The organism is Mesorhizobium sp. M0058, from assembly GCF_040323095.1.
In the GTDB taxonomy this organism is placed as follows: domain Bacteria; phylum Pseudomonadota; class Alphaproteobacteria; order Rhizobiales; family Rhizobiaceae; genus Mesorhizobium.
In genome coordinates this window covers 24,918-49,647 of record NZ_JAMYUQ010000008.1, presented here as the reverse complement: position 1 = coordinate 49,647, position 24,730 = coordinate 24,918, and the positions used below count along the sequence as shown (strand labels likewise).

The window sequence follows — 24,730 nt, the reverse complement described above, 5'->3', positions numbered from 1 at the left end:
CCAAAGCAAGGCAGCGCAAGGCCGACAAATTCCGAAAACGGTTCGGCATCCGATCGCCCAAACCTCAGTTGTTGCGGATTGCCACGAAGCTTGCCGCTGCCTTCAGCAAGGCTGCCTGTTCACCGTAAGGCTCAAGCAATTCATGGGCCTGCTTGACCAGCCCATGGAGCTGGCTGCGCGCCCAGTTCGCGCCATGCAGCGCCACCAGCGTCGCCTTGCCGGCGGCTGCGTCCTTGCCGGTCGCCTTGCCCATCTGGCTGGCATCGGCGGTCAGGTCGAGCAGGTCGTCGGCAAGCTGGAAGGCAAGCCCGACCGCCGAGCCGAATTCGGCCAGCCGGTCGCGGTCCTGCGGTGCGGCGCCGGCAATGATCGCGCCGGCTTCGCAGGCGAAGCGGATCAGCGCGCCGGTTTTCATCGCCTGCAGCCGGATAATGCCGGCTTCGTCCGGCCTGCTGCGCTCGGCTTCGAGATCGAGCGTCTGCCCGCCGACCATGCCCCCAGTGCCGGCCGCGCGCGCCAGCGCCAGCACCAGTGCCGCCCTGCGCTCCGCCGGCAGCGCCGTCGCCTCATCGGCGAGGACATCGAAGGCAAGCGTCAGAAGCGCATCGCCGGCAAGTATGGCGGTGGCTTCATCGAAGGCCTTGTGCACGGTCGGCTGGCCGCGGCGCAGATCGTCGTCGTCCATGGCAGGCAGATCGTCATGGATCAGCGAATAGCAATGCACGCATTCGAGCGCCGCCGCCACGCGCATCGCCGCCTCGCCATCGGCGCCAAAAAGGGCGGCACTTTCCATGACCAGGAAGGGGCGCAGCCGCTTGCCGCCGTTCAGCACGCCATGGCGCATGGCCGCCATCAGACGCTCCGGTCGGGCGATCTCGCCGGCAAGCGTGCGGCCGTCGAGCAGCAGCCTGAGCCCGGCCTCGATCGCCGCCGCCCGCCCCAGAAGTGCGGCCTCAAAGGCCAATTGCTCGTCTTTCGTCATGGCCGGGAGCGGTAGCCGACACTCAGACGTTGCGCAAGAAGCCTCGCGCCATTATGCCGGAGGCGGGAGAGTGGCGCGGGTGGGGGCGGCTTGACGGAACCGATCGTCGATCATGAAACCGAAGGGTTTGAGATGGCGCGACCAAGGCGCGTGAACCGCGCCGGTCTGAAGCGCCTGGCACGGCGCGGCCTGGTCGTCGCCGTCGTGCTGGCGGCGATACCCATTGTGCTGACCTTCCTCTATCTGCCGTCCTTCGTGCATCCGATATCGACCTTGATGGTCAAAGACCTCACGACCTTCTCCGGTTACGACCGGCGTTGGGTGTCGATCGACGATGTGTCGCCGGTGCTGGCCAATTCGGTGATCATGTCGGAGGACGGTCAGTTCTGCTTCCATCGCGGCATCGATCTTGGCGAATTGCGCGGCGTCGTCGACGATGCGCTGGCCGGCGAGGCGACGCGCGGCGCCTCGACCATCACCATGCAGACGGTGAAGAACCTTTTCCTGTGGTCGCGGCCGCTGGGCTCGGTGCGCAAGGTGGTCGAACTGCCGCTGGCCGTCTATTTCGATGCGGTGATGTCGAAACGGCGGATCATGGAAATCTATCTCAACATCGCCGAATGGGGGCCGGGCATTTACGGCATCGAGGCGGCGGCCCAGCATCATTTCGGCGTTTCGGCCAAACAGCTGTCGCGGCGGCAGGCGGCATTGCTCGCCGTCTCGTTGCCCAATCCGATCGCCCGCAATCCGGCCAAGCCCGGTCCGGGTCTGCGGCGGCTGGCGTCGCTGATCGAACGCCGCGCCGGCCGTTCGGGCGCGTATGTCGGTTGTCTTGATTAGGTCGAACCGCTGCCGCCTCAAAAAAAAATCGCCACGGTGCTGGCCAAAACGGCGCAGGGCGTGTATAGGCACCCGACTTTCTCAGATTATGGCCCTGACGCGGCCCTTTCACGAGGGCTATCGGGGCATTTTGACCATGTAGTGGAGCATATCCATGGCCGTTCCGAAACGAAAAACCTCTCCGTCCAAGCGCGGCATGCGCCGCTCGGCCGACGCTCTCAAGGCCCCGACCTATGTCGAGGACAAGAATTCCGGCGAAATGCGCCGCCCGCACCATATCGACCTGAAGACCGGCATGTATCGCGGTCGCCAGGTGCTGACGCCCAAGGAAAGCTGAGACCAGCTTTCGAAGGGTTTGATGCCAAAAGAACCGGCCATTGGCCGGTTTTTTTGCGTTTGGTGCGCGCCGCGCCGCCAACTATGCCAAAGACCGGGCGTCCGTGGCGATACAAGCTGCGGCGGCGGTGCTGTATTGAGTCCGCATGCCTTGTCGCGGCGCTTCCGCGCGATGATCGACCGGCTTCAGAGGGACCGCATGACCAAGCTCACCACAGCACCCCGCGATGTCTTCCAGACCTTCATGAACTTCCCGCTGGTCGAGGACCTCGATGCGCTGAAGGCGGATGTCGCCATCATCGGCATGCCTTACGGCAGTCCCTACACGATCGACGAGCTGGTCAACGACCAGACCAACGCGCCGACCGCGGTGCGGCGCGCCTCGCAGCGCATCAGCCTCGGGCTCGACCGCTATGATTTCGACATCGGCGGAACCCTGTTCGACGGGCAGGACGTCAAGGTGGTCGATGTCGGCGATGTCCCCGGCGATGCCGCCGGCAGCCACTACAGGTTGGCCGAAACGGCGATCCGCAAGATCCGCGTCGCCGGCGCCTTGCCGATCACCATTGGCGGCGATCACGGCATTCCAATCCCGATCCTGCGGGCGCTTGACGGCGAAGGGCCGATCACCCTGGTTCAGATCGATGCCCATCTCGACTGGCGCGACAATGTCAACGGGGTCAGGGAAGGCTATTCCAGCCCCATCCGCCGCGCTTCGGAGATGGCGCATATAGCCGGGATTTTCCAGCTCGGCATCCGCGGCCAGGGCAGCGCCCGGCTCGAGGAGGTCGAGGCGGCCCGCGCCTACGGCTCCAACATCGTCACCGCCAATGAATGGCAGGATATCGGTACGGCGGCGCTGCTCAAGCGCATCCCGGACGGTGGCCGCTATTACCTGACCATCGATGCCGACGGTCTCGATCCCGCTGTCATGCCGGCGGTCGAAGGGCCGGCGCCTGGCGGCATCAGCTACCGGCAGACGATCGAACTGATCAAGGGGCTGTTCGCCAAGGGACGTGTCGTCGGCATCGACATCGTCGAGATCGCGCCGGCGCGCGACGTCAACGAGATCACCTCGATGACCGCCGGCCTTTTCATCCTCAACGCTATCGGCGCCGCCGTGCGGACAGGCCAGTTCAAGCGCTGAATCCCGGCGTGTCGGTGGTCAGCCGGGGCAACTGTGGCTGACAGGGTTGTTTCGCGCGGTCTTTTTCCGTGTTTGCGGGCGCTAGCGAAAAATCTTGACGGCGTGCCTGCGGGGCATTCTACAGAAGGTGCCCCCATTGTTTAGGCAATTCCTTGGGAAACCGCTTTCCTGGAATTGCTAGAGGAGACGCCTGATGTTCGGTGCCATCCCGCTGCTGATCGTGCCCTTCGTGGCCTACAATCTCGGACTCCTCGGAATATTCGGCAGCGGCGACGATCCGTGGGCGACCGAGATCTTCTCGTTCAGCATGATGTCGGGCGGGGTGTTCTCGATGACGCTCGGCGACCTGATGGTGGTGATCGGGCTGATCTTCCTGTTCCTGGAAATGGTGAAGTCGGTGCGCACCACGAACGCTTCGATCATGGACCATCTGTTGTCGACGCTGGTCTTCGTGGCGTTCCTGGTCGAGTTCCTGCTGGTGAAGGGCGCGGCGCACTCCGTCTTCTTCACGCTGATGGTGATCGCCCTGTTCGATGTGCTGGCCGGGTTTTCGGTGTCGATGCGGTCGGCGAGTAGAGACATAAATTTGAACTAGCCGCCTTCGTTGGATGGTCGCATCCGTTCGCGATTGGCGTGGCTGCTCTTTCTGGTCGTCATCCCGGGGTCTGCGCCGCGTAGCTTCGCTCCTGCTTCGCCCTGGGATGACGAAGCTCCCCCTCAGCCCGGATCGGCAGTGAAGCCCGCCGCTTCGATGCCGGCGATGGCGGCGGCTTCGTCATTGTCCGACGTATCTCCCGAAATTCCGACGGCGCCGATGACGGCGCCTGCCTTGTCGCGGATCAGCACGCCGCCGACGACCGGCAACACGCGTCCACCCGAGACGTCGGAAATGCCGGCGACGAGATGCGGCCGCTCCTTGGCGAAAGCCTCGACACGGCGCGAGCCCATGCCGATGGCGAGCGCGCCATAGGCCTTGCCGGCCGACATTTGCGGGCGCAGGAACGAGGCTCCGTCCTGACGCTGGAAGGCGACGAGATGCGCGCCGGCGTCCAGCACGGAAACGCCGAGCGGCTTGAGCTTCAGCTCGGCGCCCTTGGCGAAGGCGGCGTCGATGATGTGCTTGGCTTTTTCGAGGGTCAGTGCGGTCATGGCTGTCTCCTGATCAAAACGCGTCAATCATCGACCTGACATGCGGGATGCGAAATCCCGGTTGCGGTTGAAATTGCTTCGCGTGGGAAAGCGGAAATGGCGGGCATTGCTGATCGTGGCACATGGCGGATGCGATCCGCCGGCATCCAGATCGGGCGTCGATGAAGAAGGCCGCGCTATTTTTTCTTGGCTCGGGGCGCTTTCTTGACCGGAACGGCAGGGGCGTTGGCGAGGTCTTCCGCTTCCTTGGCAAGGCGCAATGCCCGGAGCTTGTTGGTCTTGGCCTGGCGGGCGTCGGCCTCGGCGACATACTCCGCCATCGCCTTTTGCCGCACCGTGGCGGCCTCTTCCTGCTTCTTGAAACGCATATCCGCCCGGGCGCGGGCAGTATCCTTAGAGTTCTCGACCAAGAGCGTTATCCAATCCCGTAAATTATGTTTTTCAGCCCCTTGATAGCAGAGCCGGCCTGATAATGGGGAAATAAGTTGGTCAAGCGGCCGGGGCCTCGATGCCGCTCGACGCCTTGCGGGCTACCACCGCCTCATATCCGGCCTGCAATGTAGCGCGGACGGAAGGCCGCGCGGGTGTGGCGACAGGCGTGCCCAGATGGTCGTGGCGCAACTCGTCCATGAACTGCTCCCACATTGGCGGTCCGCCTTTCTCCAGCAGCTCGGCCCGGATCGAAAGCTCCTCGCTCACCGGCAGCCAGACGCGGCCCCAAGCGCCGAGATGCGCCATGATCGGCACCAGCGTGATGGCCATCTCGGTCAGGCTGTAGATCGCCTTCTGCTTGTGCGAGGGGTCGTCGGCCTTGGTCAGCATGCCGAGTTCCATCAGCCGCTTCAGCCGGTCGGCCAGGATATTGGAAGCGATGCCCTCGATCGAGCCGTTGAGCAGTTCGCGAAAGTGGCGTTTGCCGCCAAAAATCATGTCGCGCAGGATGATCAGGCTCCAGCGATCGCCGAACACTTCCAGCGACAGATTGATAGGGCATCCCGAGCGGTGTTCGGTTTTCATCCGACTCTCCTCAAAAACCAGTTGCATTATCGTATCAGTTTTATTATCGTGCAACCGATTGCAAAACGCAATCAGTTTGATGGCCGGAGCGAGGAGAGTTCCATGACAAACGCCGAAGCACCCGAAATCGTCTCCCAGACGTTCGGCGATCCCGGCGATCCAGCCGTTCTGCTGATCATGGGCGCCATGGCCTCGATGCTGTGGTGGCCGGAGGCGCTCTGCAAAAAACTCGCCGGCGAAGGCCGTTTCGTGATCCGCTACGACAACCGCGATACCGGCCTCTCGACCAAATATGCGCCGGGCGAGCCGCCGTATACGGTCGACGACATGGCGGACGATGCGGTGCGCGCCCTCGACAGCTATGGCATAGGAAAGGCGCATGTGGTCGGGATGTCGATGGGCGGCATGATCGCGCAACGACTGGCGTTGAGACATCCCTCGCGTGTCACCTCGCTGACGGTGATCAGCAGTTCACCGGTGGGGATGGACACATCGCAGCTGCCGGGGGCGACCGAAGCCTATATGGAGCACTCGGCCGGTGGCGCCAAGGTCGACTGGTCGAACCGCGACCAGGTGATCGGCTTCGTCGTCAAGGACGCGCGTGCGATCGCCAGCACCGCGCATCCGTTCGACGAGAAGGTGATGCGGGCGTTCGTCGAACGGGACTACGACCGATCCGGCGGCTTCCTGAGCGCGACCAACCATTTCATGCTGAAGGGCGGCGAGGATCTGAAAGGACGCCTGCGCGAGATCAAGGTTCCGCTGCTCGTCATTCACGGGACATCGGATCCGATCTTTCCGGTCGAGCATGGCGCAGCCCTTGCCGGCGCTGTTGCCGGCGGGCGGCTTGTCCGCATCGAAGGCGGTGGCCACGAACTGCATCCCGACGACTGGGGCACGATCGTCGCCGCCATCGTCACGCATACCAAACCCTGAAGGCAGTCTGGAACCTTGACACATTCGCCTCACGGAAATAGTTAAGTAAATGCTTCAGTGTTGGCGCTGGCTGGCACCGCTCCAGCATCGACGAACCGCAAACAGACGAGAAAAAAATGTCCCTGACGTTCCATTTCCATCCGCTAGCATCGTTCTGCTGGAAACCGCTGATAGCGTTTTACGAGAACGATACGCCCTTCACGCCGGTTATCGTCGACCTCGGCGATGAGCAGTCGCGGGCAGCGTTCCTGAAGGTGTCGCCGACCGGCAAGATGCCGGCGCTGCGTGACGATGCACGCAACCGCACGGTGCTGGAATCGACCATCGTCATCGAATATCTGGCCGCGCATTATCCCGGGCCGGTCGAGCTCATCCCGGCCGAGGCCGACCTTGCCCTCCAGGTCCGCCAGGCCGACCGTTTCTACGATTTCTACGTGCAGGCGCCGATGCAGAAGATCGTCGGCGACAGGTTGCGCCCGCAGGACAAGACCGATCCGTTCGGGGTCGACGAGGCGCGCGCGCAATTGCGCAACGCCTATGCGATCATCGGGGAGGAGATGCGTTCGAAACTCTGGGCGGCCGGCCCCACCTTCACCATGGCCGACTGCGCGGCCTCGCCGGCGCTGTTCTACGCCAACAAGGTCGAGCCGTTCGGCGACAGCTATCCGGCCGTGAAACGCTACCACGACCGCCTGCTCAAGCGGCCGTCCTTCGCCCGGGTGGTCGAGGAGGCGCAGCCCTACTTCAAGTTCTTTCCCTACAATAACGGCTGATCGCGATGCTGCACGATCCCGCCCAGCTCGACCTGATGTTCCAGGCGCTCGCAGACCCGGCCAGGCGCAGCATGGTCGAACGGCTGTCGCGTGGGCCGGCCTCGGTCAGCCAGTTGGCCGAACCGCTGGCGATGTCGCTGTCGGCCGTCGTCCAGCATCTCAACGTGCTCGAAGCAAGCGGGCTGGTGCGCTCGGAAAAGCTCGGCCGCGTGCGCACCTGCAAGATCGCGCCGCAGGCGCTGCGCAGCGCAGAACACTGGATCAACGAACGGCGGCTGACATGGGAGCGTCGGCTCGACCGGCTCGGCGATTTTCTCGCCGAGACCGAATGACCTGAAGCAGAGGAGAAATGACCATGCCCGGCAAAAGCAGAGCGGAGTTGATCCGCGGTTATTTTTCCGCCTACCAGGCGAATAACAAGGCTGCCGTCGCGGCGGTGCTCGCCGACGATTTCACCTTCACCAGCCCCTATGACGACGCCATCGACCGTGCGACCTATTTCGAGCGCTGCTGGCCGGACAGCCCGGCCTTCAGCTCGATCGTCATCGAGCGGATATGCGAGGACGAGGACGCCGCCTTTGTCCTCTATCGCTGCGAGACGGCGGACGGAAAGACCTTCCGCAACACCGAACTGCATCTGTTCCATGACGACAGGTTGCGCGCCGTCGAAGTCTATTTCGGCGCGTCCTATCGCGACGGTGTCTTCGTCGCGCAGAAACCATCAAGCTGACCAAGAGGACCTGACTATGGCCGAACGATCCGTCGTCCACTCCACCTTCGTCCTCGAGCGCCTCTATCCAGTTGCACCGGCGAAAGTCTATTTCGCGCTCAGCGATCCGGCCGCCAAGCGGCGCTGGTTCGCCGACCCCGGCAACCCGATGACCCACAGGCACGAAATGGATTTTCGCGTCGGCGGCCAGGAGGTCAATGCCGGCGGGCCGAAGGACGGGCCGATCCACACCTATACCGCCACCTATCAGGACATCGTGCCCAACCAGCGCATCGTCTACAGCTACGACATGCTGTTCGGTGATGTCAGAATCTCGGTTTCGCTGGCGACAATTGAGCTTCGCCCGGAAGGCACGGGCACGCGTCTGGTGCTGACCGAGCAGGGCGCGTTTCTCGATGGGCACGACACACCGTCATCGCGCGAGCATGGTACCGGATTCCTGCTCGATGCGCTGGGCAAGGCGCTGGCAACGGACACTTGAAAGCCAGGGAGGCGAGCTGGATTCGCGGCCTATGCTTCCCAGAACTGATCAAGCCAAATATTGAGCTTGAGGAAGCCGCCACTGCTGACTGTATAGACCCGCCTCGTGCCCTCGGCCTTGGCCTGAACCAGACCGGCGTCCAGCAACACTTTCAAATGCTGGGACACGGCCGGGCGGGAGACTGGCAGGCCCGAAGCCAGTTCGTTGACGGTTTTCGGGCCACGCCGGAGCTCTTCCAGAAGATAGCGCCGGTTGGGGTCGGCAATCGCCATGAAGGCGTCAGAAAAGATCATGCCTATACTTGTGGGGCAAAGCTTTTCAAATCTCAACCGTCGGCTTCCGCTTTTCTGAGCCGCAGTGCTTCAGGGGTGACCGAGCGATCGGCCGGCTGGGTCTTGAAGGCGTCGCGGTCTTCGATAGGCACCGGCGCGCGGCGGCTGATGCGCAGCAGCGTGTAGGCGGCGAGGCTGAGATGCGCCAGCGCGGTGGCCAGGAACAGGCCTTCGGGGCGGAGCCAGCCCATCAGGGCGGCAGCCAGCAAGGGCCCGATCATGGTTCCGAAGCCATACAGAAGCAGCAGGCCGCCCGAGACCTTGACGAAATCCTCCGATCGGGCGTGGTCGTTGGCATGCGCCACGGCGATCGAATAGAGCGTGTAGGCAAAGGCGCCGTAGGCGGCGGCGAAGACAATGACGAGGACGGCGGAACGCGGTTCGAACAGGAAGATCAGGATGGCGAACAGTGCGGCGCCGAAAGCCGCGCCCGCCAGCACGAAACGGCGGTCGGTCTTGTCGGAGAGGCGTCCGGCCGGAAGCTGCATGGCCGCGCCGGCAATAACGACAAGGCTCATCATCAGTGCGATCTGGGCGGTGGAGATGCCGATACGGGCGCCGTAGACGGCGCCAAGCGTGCCCCAGGCGCCATTGGCGATGCCGACCAACAGGCAGGCGATCGCCGACACCGGCGAGTTGGCGTAGAGACCTTTGACGTCGAGCTTGACGTCCTGCAAAGGCTTGGGAGACGAAGCCGACGACACCGCGGTCGGGATCAGCGACAGGCAGAACAATATGCCGGTAATCATGAACAGCGACGCCGATCTGACGTCGCCGCCGGCAACGATCATCTGGCCGCCCATGATCGAGGCATAGGTGACCATCATGTAGAGGCCGAAGACGGTGCCGCGGTTCTCGTTGGTGGCCTTCTCGTTCAGCCAGCTTTCGATGACCATGAAGGCTCCGGCCATGGTGAAGCCGGTGAAGGCGCGCAGCAGGATCCAGACATATTCGTCGATGATCAGGCCGGTAAGCAACGCCACGATGGCGCCCGAAGCGGCAAAGGCGCCGAACGCCCGGACGTGGCCGGCGCGGCGCACCAGGCGCGGTGCGAAGAAGCAGCCGGTGACGAAGCCACCGGCCCAGGCCGTGCCCATCAGGCCGAGCGATGCGGTCGAAAACCCTTCGAGCTGGCCGCGCAACGGCAACAACAGGCCGTGCAATCCCGAAGCCGCGAGCAGGAAAGCGGTGCCGCGAAGCAGCGAGAGGATCGGCCTGTAGCTTGCAAACATTGTTTGATCCGTCTGGAGATTCGGTGGCGGGGTCTGAAGACAGGCGCATTCGGGCTTTTCGGCGGCGGATGCTCAACGCCGAAACTAACGCGAAAACTAGCCGCGGCGAAACAGGGCTTCGGCCGCCGATTTGGTGCTGCCCTTGGTCTGGAGCTCGGCTTCGAGCCGGGCAATCTCCTCGCGCAGGATGCTGATCCGTTCGGTCAGGTCACCGACCGAAAGCAGCGACAGATCCTGTCCGATCTCATGCGGGCGGGCTTTCTTCTTGGGTTCGTCGTCGAAGATCGCCATCGTCGCTCCTCCCTATTCAGTATTGGGGCTGATTTGGCCATTTGCCTGATCCGGCAATCAGCATACATAGGGCAGGGGCGTAGATGCAAACAGCCGGCAAGAAGCTGGCAGCCGGCGGACCGAGACGGGAAATTTCATGGCGAGCGGACATAAAATTCCAGCCACGATGACGGCCATTGCAATCTCGCAACCGGGCGGGCCGCGGGTGCTGAAACCGGAAACGCGCGACGTGCCGGTGCCTGGTCCCGGCGAAATCCTGATCCGGGTGCGTGCGGCCGGCGTCAACCGCCCCGACGTGCAGCAGCGCAAGGGCGCCTATCCGGCGCCGCCCGGCGCTTCCGACCTGCCCGGTCTCGAGGCATCGGGCGAAGTGGCCGCCCTTGGCGACGAGATATCGCGCTGGCGCATCGGCGACCGGGTCTGCGCGCTGACGCCGGGGGGCGGTTATGCCGAATATGTCAAGGTTCATGCCGGCAGCGTGCTGCCGCTGCCCGCCGGCTTCACCCACACGGAGGCGGCCGCGGTTCCGGAAAACTATTTCACCGTCTGGCACAATGTGTTCGAGCGCGGCGGCCTGAAAAAGGGTGAGACGCTGCTGGTCCATGGCGGCTCATCGGGCATCGGCACCACGGCGATCCAGCTGGCGTCGGCCTTCGGCGCCTATGTCGTCACCACCGCCGGCAGCAAGGAAAAATGCGACGCCTGCCTGAAGCTCGGCGCCGACCGGGCGATCAACTACCGCGAGGAGGATTTCGTCGCGGCGGTCAAGGATGCGACCGGCGGCAAGGGGGCCGACGTCATTCTCGACATGGTCGGCGGCGACTATATCGCGCGCAACTACGAGGCCGCCGCGGTCGAGGGCAGGATCGTCCAGATCGCCGTCCAGGCCGGCGCGGTGGCGAGCGCCGATTTCTCGAAAATCATGGTCAAGCGGCTGACCCACACCGGCTCGACGCTGCGGCCTCGCACGGTCGAGTTCAAGGCGGCGCTCGCCGCCGCACTGGAAGCACAGGTGTGGCCGCTGCTCGGCACCCGGAAGGTAGCGCCGGTGATGGACATGATCTTCCCGCTGACCGACGCCTGGCGGGCGCATGAGCGCCTGGAAGAGGGCGAGCATATAGGCAAGATCGTTCTCGACGTCGGCTAGATGGGGCGAGATTCAGGTGAGGCCGGCCTGCGAATGGCGGCTCCCTGCGCTTCCGGCCTTCGCCGGCCGAAGCCCTCATGAGGGTTGCGGCAGTTAAGGCTACGGCCGGCGTAGGCCGGTTCTCGGGAGCCGCCATTCTCGGCTCGGCCTGGCCTGAATCTCGCCCCATGCTCCGCGCTCAGCCTGTCGGCAAGATGAACAGAAGCTTAATGCTGCAATGCAGCATTTGCATTGCGGCTATGCAAAGACGTCTGTTCAATTCGTGGGCAGCACTGCCTATCTAAGCGTCATCGAAACGATTTGATCCAACAACTGGAGGACAACCATGAACCCGATCCGCGCTTTCCGTAACTGGCGTATGTACAACGAAACCGTGCGCGAGCTGAACAAGCTCAACGCCCGTCAGCTCAGCGACCTCGGCATCAGCCGCGGCGACATCGAGAGGATTGCCCGCAAGGCCATCTAATTCGAAGCATGGTCGGCCAGTGAGGCCTGACCACGCGGCAGAAGCAAGAGCCGCCGCAGACGGTATCCCGTCGCCGGTTCCGAGCCCGCTGGACCCTGTCCGGCGGGTTTTGTCGTCTTGGACCCCCTGTACAACTCGGCATCAATGATCGCCGGAGCCGAGGTCCTCCTGGCCTCCCCCGCTGTCCGGTGTCCGACGGCTGCGCCCTGCGCCAAAAACATTGCGAAACGGCAGCGGAGCGGTTATACAGGCCGCGAATTTCCCATTTTGGTGGCTCTAAACCACCGCCCGCGCGGGAACGCGGGCGAACGAGAAGGATTTTTGAAATGGCCAATACGCTGCTGATGCCCAAGGCGACCGCCGTCTGGCTGGTCGACAACACCGCGCTTTCCTTCGAGCAGATCGCGCAGTTCTGCGGGTTGCATCCGCTCGAGGTCAAGGCGATCGCCGACGGCGAATCGGCGCAGGGCATCAAGGGCATGGATCCGATCATGACCGGACAGCTGACCCGCGACGAGATCGCGCGCGCCGAGAAGGATCCGAACCAGCGCCTGAAACTGTCCGACCCCAAGGTGCGGGTGCCGGAATCCAAGCGCAAGGGTCCCCGCTACACACCGCTGTCGAAGCGCCAGGACCGGCCCAACGCCATCCTGTGGCTGGTCCGCAACCATCCGGAATTGAAGGACGCGCAGATTTCGCGCCTGGTCGGCACGACCAAGTCGACGATCGAACAGATCCGCGAGCGCAAGCACTGGAATTCGGCCAATCTGCAGCCGATGGACCCGGTGACGCTGGGTCTCGCTTCGCAGATCGACCTCGACATGGAAGTCAACCGCGCCTCGCGCGGCCGCGAGCAGGCGCAGCCTGTCGGCGACACGCTGCTGCCGGCTGCCGTGACCGAGCGCCTGGTGCCGGCGCCGGAGAAGCCGAAGGACGAGGATGCCGAGCTCGACGCAAACGCCGTGTTCGCCAAGCTCTCGGCGCTCAAGTCCAAGAAGGAAGATGCGGACGACGAGTAAGGTTTGCGACAGTTCATCAAAAAAGCCCGCTTCGAGCGGGCTTTTTCATTGATTATCGAAGTCTCAGCTGCGCGCCGCCCGGTCCGGCGTCATGCCATAGTCCTCCGAGCGTTCGACGGCGCGGTAGAAGTCGGCAAGCTGCTTGCCTCGCTCAGGCTTGAAGATGCGGCCGGCGATGACCACCGAGGCGATGCGGTCGATGCGGAAGGCGCGGAAATCGTCGCGCATCTCGCACCAGGCAACCAGCGTCCATACCTTGCCCCAGAACCACAGACCGAGCGGACGGATGTCACGCCCGGTGCCGCGGCCGGCCTCGTCGCGGTAGTCGATGGTCAGCACCTGTCGCTTCTCGACAGCGCGCTCGATCACGTCGATCGCCTCACGCGCGGCGTCGCTCACCACCCACATCGGCGTGTGGATCTCGGTGCGGGCGATGCGGTCCTTCTCGGCGTCGGGCAGGACGGCGCCGATCTTGACCAGCGCCTCGTCGGCCGCACGCGCCATGGCCGCGCCGCCAAAGGCCCGCACCATGCGGGCGCCGGCGACCAGCGCGACGATTTCGTCACGCGTGAACATCAGCGGCGGAAGGTCGAAACCCTCCCTCATCATGTAGCCGACGCCGGCCTCGCCGTCGATCGGCACTCCGGTCGACTGCAAATCGGCGATATCGCGGTAGATGGTCCGCTCGGAAACCTCGAGCCATGTGCCGAGCTTCTGGGCGGTGACCAGCCGGCCGCCACGCAGGTGCTGCACGATCTGAAAGAGCCTGTCGGCACGTCGCATCGTATGGTCCCTCGGCTGCTTGTCGTGAATGTCATGGGGCCAAAACCGGTTCCGGGTGACATCCATGTCCTGTTTTATGCTTGTCGTTCTCCCAAAAACCGCTGCGCACTTTTGGGCGACACGCATTATGGTTTAAGTCCTTCGCGCTTGCGCTGCACGGCGACGAATTCCGCGCCGAAGGACAACTTCTTCGTTGTCGGCGTGTTCACGTCGAGCACACGCCAGTACGGCGTGATATCGTTCAGCGTCATGCCGCGTTCGAGATCCTCATTGGCGGCTTCGGCGACGGTTCGCAGATGATAGCCGATGGTGACCGGACATGTCACTTGCGCCCCATGCTCGATGGCGAGCGCGGTGCGCAAGGCGCGTACATCCATCTCGAGGCCGTTGGGGATCGTGCGGATGAAATCATCGACCTGACGGGCCGTCGGCACCAGCATCGGCTGGCCCTCGACGACGTCGCCCATTGTGCGTGGCGTCGGCTTCACGCCGTTGACGCCCGGCGTGTTCAGCCTGTCGTTCCAGCTTTTCACCATTCATGTCTCCTGACACGTTTATGGCATGGTGCTCCTGACAGCATTCTGTCAGGAGCCTTCAGCATTGTCCGTAGCAGGCGCCAAAAGTCTTTGCGCCAGCCCAAGGCGTCGCCGCCCGGGGGTCCATGTCAATGATCCGGGCGTTGCGGGGTCCGCATCCAAGCATTGTCATGTAAAACGCCTCAGATCTCGCGAATGCGGCTGTGACCCTCATACATATCCGGCCAGCCAATGTCCTTGCGGATGTCCGCCGGCAAGGAGTTCAGGAAGCGCTGGGTACGGACTTCATTGCGCATCGTGCGGATCTTGCCGACATAGTGCTGTACGCTGTTCAAAATACCAAAGCTGTTCATGACCATCTCCTCTTCTCTGATGGAGACACTATCGCATACCCCTCCTGACAGCAGTCTGTCAGGAGCATGTCAGCTCGTTGAAGAAAGCTGCGAGGTGCTTGGCGGTCGGTTCGGAAACGAGCCTTTTGTCAGGAATGGCCAAGTCGACCGAGACCATGCAAGAACCGCTTTGACAGCCTGTCGCGATGCTGCTCAAAGGCGGGCATGTCGAAACTCCTCGCGCTCGTCATCATCGGCATGATGGCCATTCAGCTGATCAAGCCGCTCGGCTGGCCGGGCCTGAAGCGGCGCGGCGATTTCTGGAAGCTGGCCCTGATCGCCATGGCGGCCATCGCGCTGGCGGGTGCGCTGGGGCACTGGGCATAGCCTTGAGGGTCAGGTCGGGTCCACCGTTCCCATGGCAATCATCCGGATGGCGTTGAGGCTGGGCACGAAGAAGTAATCGCCACCGCGCGTCGTCATGAATTCCGGCAGGTTCGCCGCAATAAAAGGCGTGGCGTTGGCCGGGCCGGCCGGAATGACATGCTTGCTCGATTCGGCGCGGTTGCCGGTCAGCGTGCAGGTGTCGTTGCCGGTTTCGGAATCCAGGCCGTAGCTCGTCCATTGCTGCTGGATGATATTCTGGCTCAGATCCATTGGAAGCAGGCTGCAATCAACAGTATTTGGAAATACTCGCGTCAGTTCTCTGAAGCCCACCAGTCCGAGCTTGTGCCCCCTCAGGTCAATCGGCGAGCACCCATCCGACCAGATGTTCGGCCCAGGCGCGGTAACCGGCTTCCGAGGCATGAAAGCCATCGGAGGCAAAGCCGGCCTCAGGGTTGGTGATCGGCAGCCGTGGCGCCGGCACGGCGCCGCGCTCGAAACAGAGGCGCTCGCCCATGCGGTTCATTGCGGTAGCGCGGATTTCGAGTATCTTGCCGAGCAGCGGCGGCATGGCCGGCGCACGGGTGAATTCCAGCACCGGCGACCAGACGACGCGGGCCTCCGGCCATTTGGCGCGCAGCGCGTAAAGCAGGCCGCCGAACTCTTTCTTGAAGCGCGGCACCGAGTGGAAATTCTTGGTGTCGTTGGTGCCGATGGCCAGCACTATATGCGTCCACCGATCGGCCGACAGATTGGGCAGCACATGGTCGCGGATCTGGCCCGACGTTGCCGAGTTGAAGCCGGCGGCGCGCCAGCGCACGGCAAGGCCGGTTCGCTGCGCGATCATGACGGCAAGCTGCGCGGCAAGCCCGTTCTCGGAATTGCCGATGCCGACGGAAGCGGCCGAGGAATCGCCCAGCACCAGCAGCGAGATGGCCGGCGCCTTGCCCGATATTTCGTGCATGACCGGCCCTTGTGCCGGCAGCATGCGGGTGGTGCGGCGGCGCACGCCGATGCCCTGCCAGACATAGACGGGGTAGGCGAGCCAGGTAAGAAGGGCCGGGAAGCGCATGGCAGTACCGTTAGAGGTTAACGGCAGCCTTAGCGCATGTTTGGGCGCAGGTGAACGCGCTTCTAGTCGCAGCAGTTTTCCTTAGCCGCCTGCTTTTCCTGATATTCGTCATGCAGCCGCACCCAGTCCATCAGGCTTTGATAAGGGCCATTTTCGCCGCGGCCCTTCGGCGTCATATCGAGATAGTCATAGGTGCCGATCTGCGCCTCGCCGCCGCGGGCGCGCGACATAAAGGTGAGAAAGATGTCGCCGTTCTCGTCCTTGTAGAAAACACTGGTGCCGGGAAGGTCCTTTGACGTGCGCGGACGCGTCTCGAAATTGTAGGTGGTGTCGCCGGCCGCGATCTGCTTGTCGGTGAAGGAGACCTGCATGTCGAAGTTGAAATCCGAGGCGTAGGACGACACCCAGTCGAATTTCCAGCCCATACGCTGCTTGTAAGGCAGCAGTTCCGCCAGCGGCGCGCGCGCAACCACCACCAGCGACACGTCGTGGCGCCTGAGATGCTGATCGGCGCCGTCTATATGGTCGGCAAGGAAGGAGCAGCCTTCGCAGCGGTGGTTCGATCCTGGCGTCATCATGAAGTGGTAGACGATCAGTTGGCTGTTGGCGCCGAACAGTCCGGCCAGGTTCTTCGGACCCTGCTCGGTCTCGAAGACATAGTCCTTGCGGATTTTCATCCAGGGCAGTTCACGCCGCTCGGCGGCGATGCGCTCACGCAACCGTGTCAATTCCTTCTCGCGCGCCAGATGCGCCTTGTGCGCCTCAAACCAGTCTTCACGCGAAACCACCTTGCTGCGAGTCATGAAGTTCTCCCTGTCTGTTCACCCAAGGACGTTTGGGGTGGGCAGAAACCGACATCGCCGTCAGCTTTTGCCGAAAAGGAGATAAGGATGGGCGAACTCCGTCCCAAGCCCGCCTTGTCATAAACAAAACCCGGGCGCATCGGCCCGGGTTGTATGACAACGGGAGGACTGCGCTCAGGCGGCCTGTTCGAGGCTCGCCGTCCATCGTCCCAGCGCCGCCAGATGGTTCATGTGGGCACGATGGGTGAAGGCGGCCTGGCCGGAGGCGACGTTCGATGCCTTGCCGCTCCAGGCCTTTTGTGGGGCGGCCTGCAAGGCGCGGCCATAGGAGAAGGTCAGCTTCCACGGATGCGGCCCGATGGCGTTGATGGCGTTGAGGTTGGCGGTCGCCTCCTCGTCCGACTGCCCGCCCGAAAGGAAGGCGATGCCCGGCACCGCTGCCGGTACGGTTTCGCGGAACAGTTTTATGGTCTTTTCCGCGACCTCTTCGGGGCTGCTCACCTTGCCCGACTTCCTGCCGGCCAGCACCATGTTCGGCTTCAGGATGGTGCCTTCCAGCACAACGCGCGCCGCATGCAGCTCGTCATAGAGCTTGATCAGCGTTGCCTTCGAGATGTCGTAGCAGGTGTCGATGTCGTGCGCGCCGTCCATCAGCACTTCCGGCTCGACGATCGGCACGATGCCGGCCTCCTGGCACAGTGCGGCATAGCGGGCCAGCGCATGGGCGTTGGAGGCAATCGAATTGACCGAGGGCACGCCCTTGCCGGTGTCGATGTCGATCACCGCGCGCCATTTGGCGAAGCGGGCGCCGAGCTTGTAATAATCTGCGAGCCGCTCGCGCAAGCCGTCGAGGCCTTCGGTAACGGTATCGCCGGGAAAGCCGGCGAGTGGCTTGGCGCCGGCATCGACCTTGATGCCGGGAATGGCGCCCGCCGCCTTGATGATGTCGACCAGAGGCGTGCCGTCGGCAGCCTTCTGACGGATGGTCTCGTCGTAGAGAATGACGCCGGAGATGTACTTCGTCATTGCGTCCTTGGCGCGGAACATCATCTCGCGGTAGTCGCGGCGGCTATCGGCGGTCGATTCGACGCCGATAACGTCGAAGCGCTTCTTGATGGTGCCGGAGCTCTCATCGGCGGCCAGCAGGCCCTTGCCGCCGGCCACCATCGCGGCGGCAATGTCTTCGAGACGTTCGCTCATTTTTCTTCTCCTAAGGGGGTACGTTCCGCGCGTAACGGAAGTCTACCGCCAAAGGAATGGGATCGGAAAGCTCGAATCGATTGAAAGTTCCTGGCGTCCGTTTTTGCGCCCCCGATCCGGTCAGGCTTGTTTCTTCAGCACGTCGACGCCGGGCAGCGGCTTGCCTTCCATCCATTCGAGGAAAGCGCCGCCGGCGGTCGAGACATAGGTGAAGTCGTCGGCGACGCCGGCATGGTTGAGGGCGGCCACCGTATCGCCGCCACCGGCGACCGAGACCAGCTTGCCGGCCCTGGTGCGGGCCGCCGCGTGCCTGGCCGCCGCCACCGTGGCGTGGTCGAAAGGCTCGATCTCGAAGGCGCCGAGCGGGCCGTTCCAGACCAGCGTCGCGGCGCGGTCGATCCATTCACCGATCGTCTTCACGGTCTTTTCGCCGAGATCGAGGATCATGCCGTCAGCCGGGACATCCGAAATGGCAACGGTCTCGCTGGCCGCACCCGCCTTGAATTCCTTGGCGACGACACCGTCGACAGGCAGGATGATGGCGCAGCCGGCCTCGGCGGCCTCGATCATGATCTGCTTGGCGGTCGCGGCAAGGTCATGCTCGCACAGCGACTTGCCGACAGCGGTGCCACGCGCGGCGAGAAAAGTGTTGGCCATGCCGCCGCCGATCACCAGCGCGTCGACCTTCTTCACCAGGTTCATCAACAGGTCGATCTTGGTCGACACCTTGGCGCCGCCGACAATGGCGACGACAGGGCGGACCGGATTGCCGAGCCCCTTCTCCAGCGCCTCGAGCTCGGCCTGCATGGTGCGGCCGGCATAGGACGGCAACAGCCGCGCCAGGCCTTCGGTCGAGGAGTGCGCCCGGTGGGCGGCGGAAAAGGCGTCATTGACGAAGATGTCGCCATTGGCGGCGAGCCGCTCTGTGAAATCAGGATCGTTCTTCTCCTCGGTCTTGTGGAAGCGGGTGTTTTCCAGCAGCAGCACATCGCCCTTGTTCATGGCGGCGACCGCACTGCCCGCCGTGTCGCCGACGCAATCGCTGGCAAAGCCGACCGGGCGGCCAAGCACCTCCGCGGTAGCCTTGGCGATCGGCCTCAGCGAGAATTCGGGCGAGGGACCATCCTTCGGGCGGCCGAAATGCGCGAGCAGGATGACCTTGGCGCCCTTGCCGGACAGTTCGGCGATGGTCGGTGCGATGCGTTCGATTCGGGTGGCGTCGGTGACCTTGCCATCGGCGACGGGAACGTTGAGGTCGACGCGCACCAGCACGCGCTTGCCGCTGATATTGCCGATATCGTCGAGTGTCTTGAAGGCGGCCATGCGGGTTCCTTTCCGTGGAAAATCGCCGGGACCATACCTCGCATCGATGACGATGCAAGGCTTGAGCCGGGGTGCGAGCTAAATTTTGAGATCAAGGCGAAGGCTGTCGTGATGATGCGGGACGTCAGCGTGAACCGATCGCTTGTCAGCCTTCTGTCGTTATCTTTTCCGCCGTCGGCTCAAGGGCCTTCTCATTGGCTGTCGCCTCTGCAGTCTGCGTCTCGGTCGGCTTGCGCCAGTTGCGGATGAAGGCGGAGACACGATCGCCGATCTCGCCGGCGCTCAGGAACACCGGAACCCGCGCCACCGGCGCGGTCGGCTCGAAGGAGAGGCCGAGACCGGTGATCTTGCCCTTGTCGTCGACGTCGCGGACGATCAATTCGATCGGGCCGATCAGCACCCGGTCGGCATATTCGGCATGGCCGCCGAGCCGCGCCGTCACCAGCGCGCCGACGGTGAGCTTCTGCTCGGCTTCGCTCAATCCCGGAGTGTATGCGGCCTCGAGCTCTGCGGCCGAGCGGGCGGGATCGACGGCGAAGGCGCCGAAGAAGTCGGCATCCTCGGGGTCGACTACGGCGCGGCTGGCAAACAGCTTGTCAAGCAGGCGCGGATAGCGGTCGGGCACGAAGATGTAAACCTGGTCGCCGGCCGCGAGCCGGCCCATGTCCTGGAAACGCATCGAGCGGCCGTCGCGCAGCACCAACGAGGGCCGTGCCCAGCGCGGGATACGCTCGCCGCGCGCCACCGGGCTGCCGGGCGCGACGCGGTAGGCGAGCAGTTCGTGGTGGGCGGAGCCCGGCAGTTCGAGTTCGACCTTGTCGAGCGGCCCAAGCCTCGCCGGCACGATCAGGCCGAGCCGGCGCGCCAGCGGACCGACCGACCAGCCCTGCACCACCAGCGATACCAGCACGATGATGAAGGCGACGTTGAAGATGGTGCGGCCGTTCTCCAGTCCGCCGAGCAGCGGGGTGATGGCAAGCAGGATGGACACGGCGCCGCGCAGGCCGACCCAGGAGACGAAGGCGATCTCGGGACGCGGCAGGCGGAACGGGATCAGGCAGAGCCAGACGGCGACAGGGCGCGCGACAAACATCAGGAACAGGCCGAGCAGCACCGCCGGCACCATGATCGCCGGAAACTGCGAGGGTGTCGCGAACAGGCCGAGGATCAGGAACATGATGATCTGTGCCAGCCACGACATGCCGTCCTGGAAGCGCTTCAGGATGGTGACGGCGCGGATGTCGGAGTTGCCGGCAATCAGCCCGGCGAGATAGACCGCCAGGAAGCCCGAGCCGCCAATGGCGCCGGCGGCGGCGAACACCATCAGCGACAGGGTCAGCACGAAGATCGGCAGCAAGCCATGGTCAAGGTTGAGCCGGTCGACGAGGCGCACGATGCCGAGCCCGCCAAGCACGCCGACGACGGCGCCGAGCCCCATATTGAGCAGGAAGCCGAGGATCAGGTCGGTGACCAGCACATGGGTCTCGGGATTGGCGTGGGCGGCGATGATCTCGACCAGCGTGATGGTCAGGAAGATGGCGATCGGGTCGTTGGTGCCGGATTCGACTTCCAGTGTCGCGCGCACGCGTTCGCGCAGATTGATCTCGCCGGCGCGTAGCAGGAAGAAGACGGCCGCCGCATCGGTCGAGGCGACCGCGGCGCCGAGCAGGAAGGATTCCAGCCAGCTGAGGTCGAGCAGGTAATAGGAGGCGGCGCCGAACAGGCCAGTGGTCAGGATTACGCCGAAGGTCGCCAGCGACACCGCCGGTCCGGTCGCCTGGCGCAGCGCGTTGAGCGGCGTGCCGAAACCGGAATCGAACAGGATGACCGCCAGCGCCAGCGAGCCGGCAAAATATGCCACGCGCGCATTGTCGAATTCGATGCCGAGACCATCGACGCCGCTGGCGAGGCCGATGCAGAGGAAGAGCAGCAGCAAAGGGGCGCCGAAGCGGAAGGCGATCAGGCTCGAGAACGCTGCGGCGACGACTAGCGCTGTGCCGACCAGCGTGACGAGATAGATCGCATGCTCCATCCGTGATTTGCCCCTCGAATTCCTCTTTCTACCGATTCACGGGAGAGTGGGGCGAAGGCATGGCCGGTGCAAGGCGCAAGGATGGCTTTTTGCCTTATGCCGCTGATTTTCCGGCGTTTGGCGGCTCGGCGCGCCTTGCCCGGCGCGCTGACGAAAAACGCCCGGGCACAGCCGGGCGTTCGAAGCTGCGAGACGATGCCTTCAGGTCAGGCGATGGTCTTGCCAAAGGCGACCGAGGTGTCGGCCATGCGGTTGGAGAAGCCCCACTCATTGTCGTACCAGGACAGCACCGAAACGAAGTTGCCGTCCATGACCTTGGTCTGGTCGAGCGCCAGGATCGACGAGCGCGGATCGTGGTTGAAGTCGATCGACACATTCGGATGATGGGTGACGCCGAGAATGCCCTTCAGCTTGCCGTTGGAGGCGGCGATCACCGCTTCGTTTATCTCCTGCACGGTGGTGGCGCGCTTGGCGATGAACTTGAAGTCGACGACCGAGACGTTGGGGGTCGGCACGCGGATCGAGATGCCGTCGAGCTTGCCCTTGAGGTCGGGCAGCACCAGGCCGATCGCCTTGGCCGCACCGGTCGAGGTCGGGATCTGCGACAGGGCAGCCGCGCGGCCGCGGTAGAGATCCTTGTGCATGGTGTCCAGCGTCGGCTGGTCGCCGGTGTAGGAGTGGATCGTCGTCATCATGCCCTTTTCGATGCCGACGGTCTCGTGCAGCACTGCGGCGAGCGGCGCCAGGCAGTTGGTGGTGCAGGACGCATTCGAAATGACGATGTGGTCCTTGGTCAGCTTGTCGTGGTTGATGCCGTAGACGACGGTGAGGTCAGCACCTTCGGCAGGCGCGGAGACGACGACGCGCTTGGCGCCGGCGGTCAAATGCGCGGCAGCCTTGTCGCGGGCGGTGAAGATGCCGGTGCATTCGAGCGCGATGTCGATGCCGAGCTCCTTCCACGGCAGCTGCGCCGGGTCCTTGATCGCGGTGACCTTGAAGGTCTCCTTGCCGACGGTGATCTGGTCGCCCGAGACCGACACTTCGTGCGGGAAGCGGCCGTGCACGCTGTCATAGCGCAGCAGATGCGCGTTGGTCTCGACCGGGCCGAGGTCGTTGACGGCGACGACGTCGATGTCCTTGCGGCCGGATTCATGGATGGCGCGCAGGATGTTGCGGCCGATGCGGCCAAATCCGTTGATGGCAACTCTGACGGTCATTTTACTCTCCCTGGGAGCTGGAGGCGGCAGATGGGTCCGCAGCTTCATAGCGGCGGATGGCACAAGAATCCAGCCGCAGAAGGCTGAATTTAAATCGATTAGGTTGGTCCAGCCCCGCGAATCCGCCTTGGAGGTGCGCGGGACTGACCCTGATCTTACTTGCCGTGCAGGCGGGCTTCCGCCGCCTTGGCCGCGGCTTCGGCGGTGATGCCGAAATGCGGGTAGAGCTGCTCGATGGTGCCGGAAGCGCCGAAGCCGGTCATGCCGATGAAGATGCCGTCGGAGCCGATCAGGTGATCCCAGCCCTGGCGGATGCCGGCCTCGATCGCCATCTTGATCGGCGCGTTGCCGATCGTCTCCTTGCGGTAGGCGTCGCTCTGCTGGTCGAACAGTTCGAAGCAAGGCACCGAGACGACGCGGGTCGGGTGCCCATGCTTTTCAAGCAAATCACGGGCGCCGAGCGCGATCTCGACCTCGGAGCCGGTCGCGAAGATCGTCACCGCCGCTTCGCCGCTCGCCGCGGCCAGTTCATAGGCGCCCTGGCTCGAGAGGTTCCTGGCCGAGTGCTCGGTGCGCACCGTCGGCAGGTTCTGGCGGGTCAGCGCCAGGGTGGACGGGGTCTTTTCCGATTCAATGGCAATCTGCCAGCATTCGGCGGTTTCCACCGCGTCGGCCGGACGGAAGACATTGTGGTTGGGGATGGCGCGGAGCGCCGCCAGGTGCTCGACCGGCTGGTGGGTCGGGCCGTCTTCGCCCAAACCGATCGAATCATGGGTCATGACGAAGATCGAGCGGATGCCCATCAGCGACGCCAGCCGCATCGACGGACGGGCATAGTCAGAGAAGCACATGAAGGTGCCACCGTAGGCGATGAGGCCGCCATGCAGCGTCAGGCCGTTGAGGGCGGCCGCCATGCCATGCTCGCGGATGCCGTAGTGGACATAGCGCTGGCCGTAATCGTCCGGCGTGATGTTCTTGGTCTGGCTGGTCTTGGTGTTGTTGGAGCCCGTCAGGTCGGCAGAGCCGCCGATGGTTTCCGGCACCGCGCCGTTGATGACTTCCAGCGCCATTTCCGACGATTTGCGGGTGGCGACCTTCGGCTTGTCGGCCGACAGCTTCTTCCTGTAGTCGGCAATGACGGCATCGAAATTCGACGGCAGCTTGCCGGCGAGGCGGCGCTCGAACTCGGCCTTCAGCTCGGGCTTGGCCTTGGCGAGCCGGCCTTCCCAGTCGGTGCGCGGCTTGGCGCCGGCCTTGCCGGCGGTGCGCCAGGCGTCGAGAATGTCGGCCGGAATTTCGAAGGGCGGCGAGTCCCAGTTGAAGAATTTCCGCGCGCCTGCGATCTCGTCGGCGCCGAGCGGCGAACCGTGCGCCTTGTTGGTGCCGGCCTTGGTCGGGGCGCCGAAGCCGATGGTCGTCTTGCAGGCGATCATCGTCGGCTTGTCGGAATGGCGGGCGGCTTCGATGGCGTAGGCGATCGCCTCGGGGTCGGTGCCGTCAATGTGGCTGGCATTCCAGCCCGAGGCCTGGAAGCGGGCGACCTGGTCGGTGTTGTCTGCAAGCGAAACCGGACCGTCGATCGAGATGTTGTTGTTGTCCCAGAAGACGATCAGCTTGTTGAGCTTGAGGTGGCCGGCCAGCGCGATGGCTTCCTGGGAAACACCTTCCATCAGGCAGCCGTCGCCGGCCAGCACATAGGTGTAGTGGTCGACGAGGTCGTTGCCGAAGGCGGCGTTCATGATGCGCTCGCCGAGCGCGAAGCCGACCGAATTGGCGAGACCCTGGCCGAGCGGGCCGGTCGTCGTCTCGATGCCGGTGGCATGGCCGTATTCGGGATGGCCGGCAGTCTTGGAACCCAGCTGGCGGAAATGCTTGATCTGGTCGAGGGTCATGTCCTCGTAACCGGTCAGATGCAGCAGCGAGTAGAGCAGCATAGAACCGTGGCCGGCCGACAGGATGAAGCGGTCTCGGTCCGGCCAATGGGGGTTCTTCGGATCATATTTCAGAAAGCGGGTGAACAGCACTGTGGCGATGTCGGCGCAGCCCATGGGCAGGCCGGGATGGCCGGACTGGGACTTCTCGACGGCGTCCATGGAGAGAAAACGGATCGCATTGGCCATCCGGTCATGTTGTTCACGCGACGTCATGGTACCTCCGGGGTGGGGATTTG

At 63.8% G+C, this 24,730-nt stretch carries 31 protein-coding genes; 13 read left to right on the top strand and 18 right to left on the bottom strand.

The annotated features are described in order from the left end of the window. Positions 1-64: 64 nt before the first annotated feature. Positions 65-982 carry a polyprenyl synthetase family protein gene (locus tag NKJ75_RS15120; RefSeq protein ID WP_023736994.1) on the bottom strand — a complete coding sequence of 306 codons (918 nt, stop codon included), beginning with the start codon at positions 980-982 and terminating at the stop codon, positions 65-67. Positions 983-1,114: 132 nt separating this feature from the next. Between NKJ75_RS15120 and NKJ75_RS15115 the strand changes: the two genes are divergently transcribed. The 4 genes from NKJ75_RS15115 (at position 1,115) to NKJ75_RS15100 (ending at position 3,900) form a co-directional block, all read left to right on the top strand. Beyond that, positions 1,115-1,822 carry a biosynthetic peptidoglycan transglycosylase gene (locus NKJ75_RS15115; protein ID WP_352499960.1) on the top strand — a complete coding sequence of 236 codons (708 nt, stop codon included), beginning with the start codon at positions 1,115-1,117 and terminating at the stop codon, positions 1,820-1,822. Between the two features lie 154 nt (positions 1,823-1,976). Next, positions 1,977-2,159: a 50S ribosomal protein L32 gene (rpmF, locus tag NKJ75_RS15110; RefSeq protein ID WP_008834724.1), complete on the top strand. Its 183-nt coding sequence runs from the start codon at positions 1,977-1,979 to the stop codon at positions 2,157-2,159. Positions 2,160-2,357: 198 nt separating this feature from the next. Beyond that, positions 2,358-3,305: an agmatinase gene (locus tag NKJ75_RS15105; RefSeq protein WP_352499883.1), complete on the top strand. Its 948-nt coding sequence runs from the start codon at positions 2,358-2,360 to the stop codon at positions 3,303-3,305. A gap of 193 nt (positions 3,306-3,498) precedes the next feature. After that, complete coding sequence (locus tag NKJ75_RS15100; protein ID WP_023670154.1) at positions 3,499-3,900, top strand: hypothetical protein; 402 nt, start codon at positions 3,499-3,501, stop codon at positions 3,898-3,900. Between the two features lie 122 nt (positions 3,901-4,022). Here NKJ75_RS15100 and NKJ75_RS15095 read toward each other — a convergent pair whose 3' ends face one another. The 3 genes from NKJ75_RS15095 to NKJ75_RS15085 form a co-directional block, all read right to left on the bottom strand. Further along, the gene (locus tag NKJ75_RS15095; RefSeq protein WP_023690074.1) at positions 4,023-4,454 is read right to left on the bottom strand and encodes a GlcG/HbpS family heme-binding protein; all 432 of its coding nucleotides are present in this window, start codon (positions 4,452-4,454) and stop codon (positions 4,023-4,025) included. Positions 4,455-4,630: 176 nt separating this feature from the next. Next, entirely contained in the window at positions 4,631-4,864 is a 234-nt protein-coding gene (locus NKJ75_RS15090; RefSeq protein ID WP_023684002.1) for a hypothetical protein, read from the bottom strand. A gap of 79 nt (positions 4,865-4,943) precedes the next feature. Then, positions 4,944-5,471: a winged helix-turn-helix transcriptional regulator gene (locus NKJ75_RS15085; protein ID WP_023754138.1), complete on the bottom strand. Its 528-nt coding sequence runs from the start codon at positions 5,469-5,471 to the stop codon at positions 4,944-4,946. Positions 5,472-5,573: 102 nt separating this feature from the next. On the opposite strand from NKJ75_RS15085, the gene NKJ75_RS15080 reads away from it, so the two are divergent. The 5 genes from NKJ75_RS15080 (at position 5,574) to NKJ75_RS15060 (ending at position 8,391) form a co-directional block, all read left to right on the top strand. Further along, positions 5,574-6,407, top strand: coding sequence for an alpha/beta fold hydrolase (locus NKJ75_RS15080; RefSeq protein WP_352499882.1), 834 nt, complete (start codon positions 5,574-5,576; stop codon positions 6,405-6,407). A gap of 116 nt (positions 6,408-6,523) precedes the next feature. Next, on the top strand, positions 6,524-7,180 hold the full coding sequence (locus tag NKJ75_RS15075) for a glutathione S-transferase family protein (RefSeq protein ID WP_023693661.1): 657 nt from the start codon (positions 6,524-6,526) through the stop codon (positions 7,178-7,180). 5 nt (positions 7,181-7,185) lie between these two features. Further along, positions 7,186-7,512 (top strand): ArsR/SmtB family transcription factor, encoded by a 327-nt coding sequence (locus tag NKJ75_RS15070; protein ID WP_352499881.1) that lies wholly within the window; start codon positions 7,186-7,188, stop codon positions 7,510-7,512. Positions 7,513-7,535: 23 nt separating this feature from the next. Next, positions 7,536-7,910, top strand: a complete 375-nt coding sequence (locus NKJ75_RS15065) for a nuclear transport factor 2 family protein (protein ID WP_032887163.1) — start codon at positions 7,536-7,538, stop codon at positions 7,908-7,910. A 16-nt stretch (positions 7,911-7,926) separates the two neighbouring features. Next, complete coding sequence (locus NKJ75_RS15060) at positions 7,927-8,391, top strand: SRPBCC family protein (RefSeq protein ID WP_352499880.1); 465 nt, start codon at positions 7,927-7,929, stop codon at positions 8,389-8,391. 29 nt (positions 8,392-8,420) lie between these two features. Here NKJ75_RS15060 and NKJ75_RS15055 read toward each other — a convergent pair whose 3' ends face one another. The 3 genes from NKJ75_RS15055 to NKJ75_RS15045 all read right to left on the bottom strand — a co-directional run bounded on the left by NKJ75_RS15055 (position 8,421) and on the right by NKJ75_RS15045 (position 10,246). Further along, positions 8,421-8,684 carry an ArsR/SmtB family transcription factor gene (locus NKJ75_RS15055; RefSeq protein ID WP_023670147.1) on the bottom strand — a complete coding sequence of 88 codons (264 nt, stop codon included), beginning with the start codon at positions 8,682-8,684 and terminating at the stop codon, positions 8,421-8,423. Positions 8,685-8,716: 32 nt separating this feature from the next. Next, positions 8,717-9,955, bottom strand: coding sequence for an MFS transporter (locus tag NKJ75_RS15050; protein ID WP_023683997.1), 1,239 nt, complete (start codon positions 9,953-9,955; stop codon positions 8,717-8,719). A gap of 96 nt (positions 9,956-10,051) precedes the next feature. Beyond that, positions 10,052-10,246: a DUF1192 domain-containing protein gene (locus NKJ75_RS15045; protein WP_023670145.1), complete on the bottom strand. Its 195-nt coding sequence runs from the start codon at positions 10,244-10,246 to the stop codon at positions 10,052-10,054. A gap of 136 nt (positions 10,247-10,382) precedes the next feature. On the opposite strand from NKJ75_RS15045, the gene NKJ75_RS15040 reads away from it, so the two are divergent. From NKJ75_RS15040 to NKJ75_RS15030, 3 genes are all read left to right on the top strand, one after another. Further along, positions 10,383-11,393, top strand: a complete 1,011-nt coding sequence (locus NKJ75_RS15040) for an NAD(P)H-quinone oxidoreductase (protein ID WP_032893124.1) — start codon at positions 10,383-10,385, stop codon at positions 11,391-11,393. Positions 11,394-11,718: 325 nt separating this feature from the next. After that, positions 11,719-11,859, top strand: coding sequence for a DUF1127 domain-containing protein (locus tag NKJ75_RS15035; RefSeq protein ID WP_023670143.1), 141 nt, complete (start codon positions 11,719-11,721; stop codon positions 11,857-11,859). 326 nt (positions 11,860-12,185) lie between these two features. After that, positions 12,186-12,878 (top strand): DUF1013 domain-containing protein, encoded by a 693-nt coding sequence (locus tag NKJ75_RS15030; RefSeq protein ID WP_023670142.1) that lies wholly within the window; start codon positions 12,186-12,188, stop codon positions 12,876-12,878. 63 nt (positions 12,879-12,941) lie between these two features. Here the strand turns inward: NKJ75_RS15030 and NKJ75_RS15025 are convergent, their stop codons facing one another. The 3 genes from NKJ75_RS15025 to NKJ75_RS15015 form a co-directional block, all read right to left on the bottom strand. Next, a complete protein-coding gene (locus tag NKJ75_RS15025; RefSeq protein ID WP_023683994.1) occupies positions 12,942-13,661 on the bottom strand; it encodes a helix-turn-helix transcriptional regulator in 720 nt (239 codons plus the stop codon). A 125-nt stretch (positions 13,662-13,786) separates the two neighbouring features. Then, entirely contained in the window at positions 13,787-14,197 is a 411-nt protein-coding gene (locus NKJ75_RS15020) for a hypothetical protein (RefSeq protein ID WP_031199867.1), read from the bottom strand. A 182-nt stretch (positions 14,198-14,379) separates the two neighbouring features. Then, the gene (locus NKJ75_RS15015) at positions 14,380-14,550 is read right to left on the bottom strand and encodes a hypothetical protein (protein WP_023670139.1); all 171 of its coding nucleotides are present in this window, start codon (positions 14,548-14,550) and stop codon (positions 14,380-14,382) included. A 204-nt stretch (positions 14,551-14,754) separates the two neighbouring features. Between NKJ75_RS15015 and NKJ75_RS15010 the strand changes: the two genes are divergently transcribed. After that, a complete protein-coding gene (locus NKJ75_RS15010) occupies positions 14,755-14,916 on the top strand; it encodes a hypothetical protein (RefSeq protein WP_023683991.1) in 162 nt (53 codons plus the stop codon). A 9-nt stretch (positions 14,917-14,925) separates the two neighbouring features. On the opposite strand, the gene NKJ75_RS15005 is transcribed toward NKJ75_RS15010, so the two are convergent. From NKJ75_RS15005 to tkt, 8 genes are all read right to left on the bottom strand, one after another. Further along, a complete protein-coding gene (locus NKJ75_RS15005; RefSeq protein ID WP_155924185.1) occupies positions 14,926-15,246 on the bottom strand; it encodes a hypothetical protein in 321 nt (106 codons plus the stop codon). Positions 15,247-15,271: 25 nt separating this feature from the next. Continuing rightward, a complete protein-coding gene (locus NKJ75_RS15000) occupies positions 15,272-15,985 on the bottom strand; it encodes an SGNH/GDSL hydrolase family protein (RefSeq protein WP_023745776.1) in 714 nt (237 codons plus the stop codon). A gap of 62 nt (positions 15,986-16,047) precedes the next feature. Beyond that, positions 16,048-16,788: a DUF899 domain-containing protein gene (locus NKJ75_RS14995; RefSeq protein WP_023683988.1), complete on the bottom strand. Its 741-nt coding sequence runs from the start codon at positions 16,786-16,788 to the stop codon at positions 16,048-16,050. A 174-nt stretch (positions 16,789-16,962) separates the two neighbouring features. After that, positions 16,963-17,988, bottom strand: coding sequence for a class I fructose-bisphosphate aldolase (locus NKJ75_RS14990; RefSeq protein WP_023745777.1), 1,026 nt, complete (start codon positions 17,986-17,988; stop codon positions 16,963-16,965). Between the two features lie 120 nt (positions 17,989-18,108). Further along, positions 18,109-19,311 (bottom strand): phosphoglycerate kinase, encoded by a 1,203-nt coding sequence (locus NKJ75_RS14985; RefSeq protein WP_023745778.1) that lies wholly within the window; start codon positions 19,309-19,311, stop codon positions 18,109-18,111. A gap of 145 nt (positions 19,312-19,456) precedes the next feature. Next, positions 19,457-21,343: a potassium/proton antiporter gene (locus tag NKJ75_RS14980; protein ID WP_023745779.1), complete on the bottom strand. Its 1,887-nt coding sequence runs from the start codon at positions 21,341-21,343 to the stop codon at positions 19,457-19,459. A 206-nt stretch (positions 21,344-21,549) separates the two neighbouring features. Beyond that, positions 21,550-22,560 (bottom strand): type I glyceraldehyde-3-phosphate dehydrogenase, encoded by a 1,011-nt coding sequence (gap, locus tag NKJ75_RS14975; protein ID WP_023683984.1) that lies wholly within the window; start codon positions 22,558-22,560, stop codon positions 21,550-21,552. Between the two features lie 155 nt (positions 22,561-22,715). Further along, on the bottom strand, positions 22,716-24,707 hold the full coding sequence (gene tkt / locus NKJ75_RS14970; RefSeq protein ID WP_023834989.1) for a transketolase: 1,992 nt from the start codon (positions 24,705-24,707) through the stop codon (positions 22,716-22,718). Positions 24,708-24,730 lie beyond the last annotated feature (23 nt).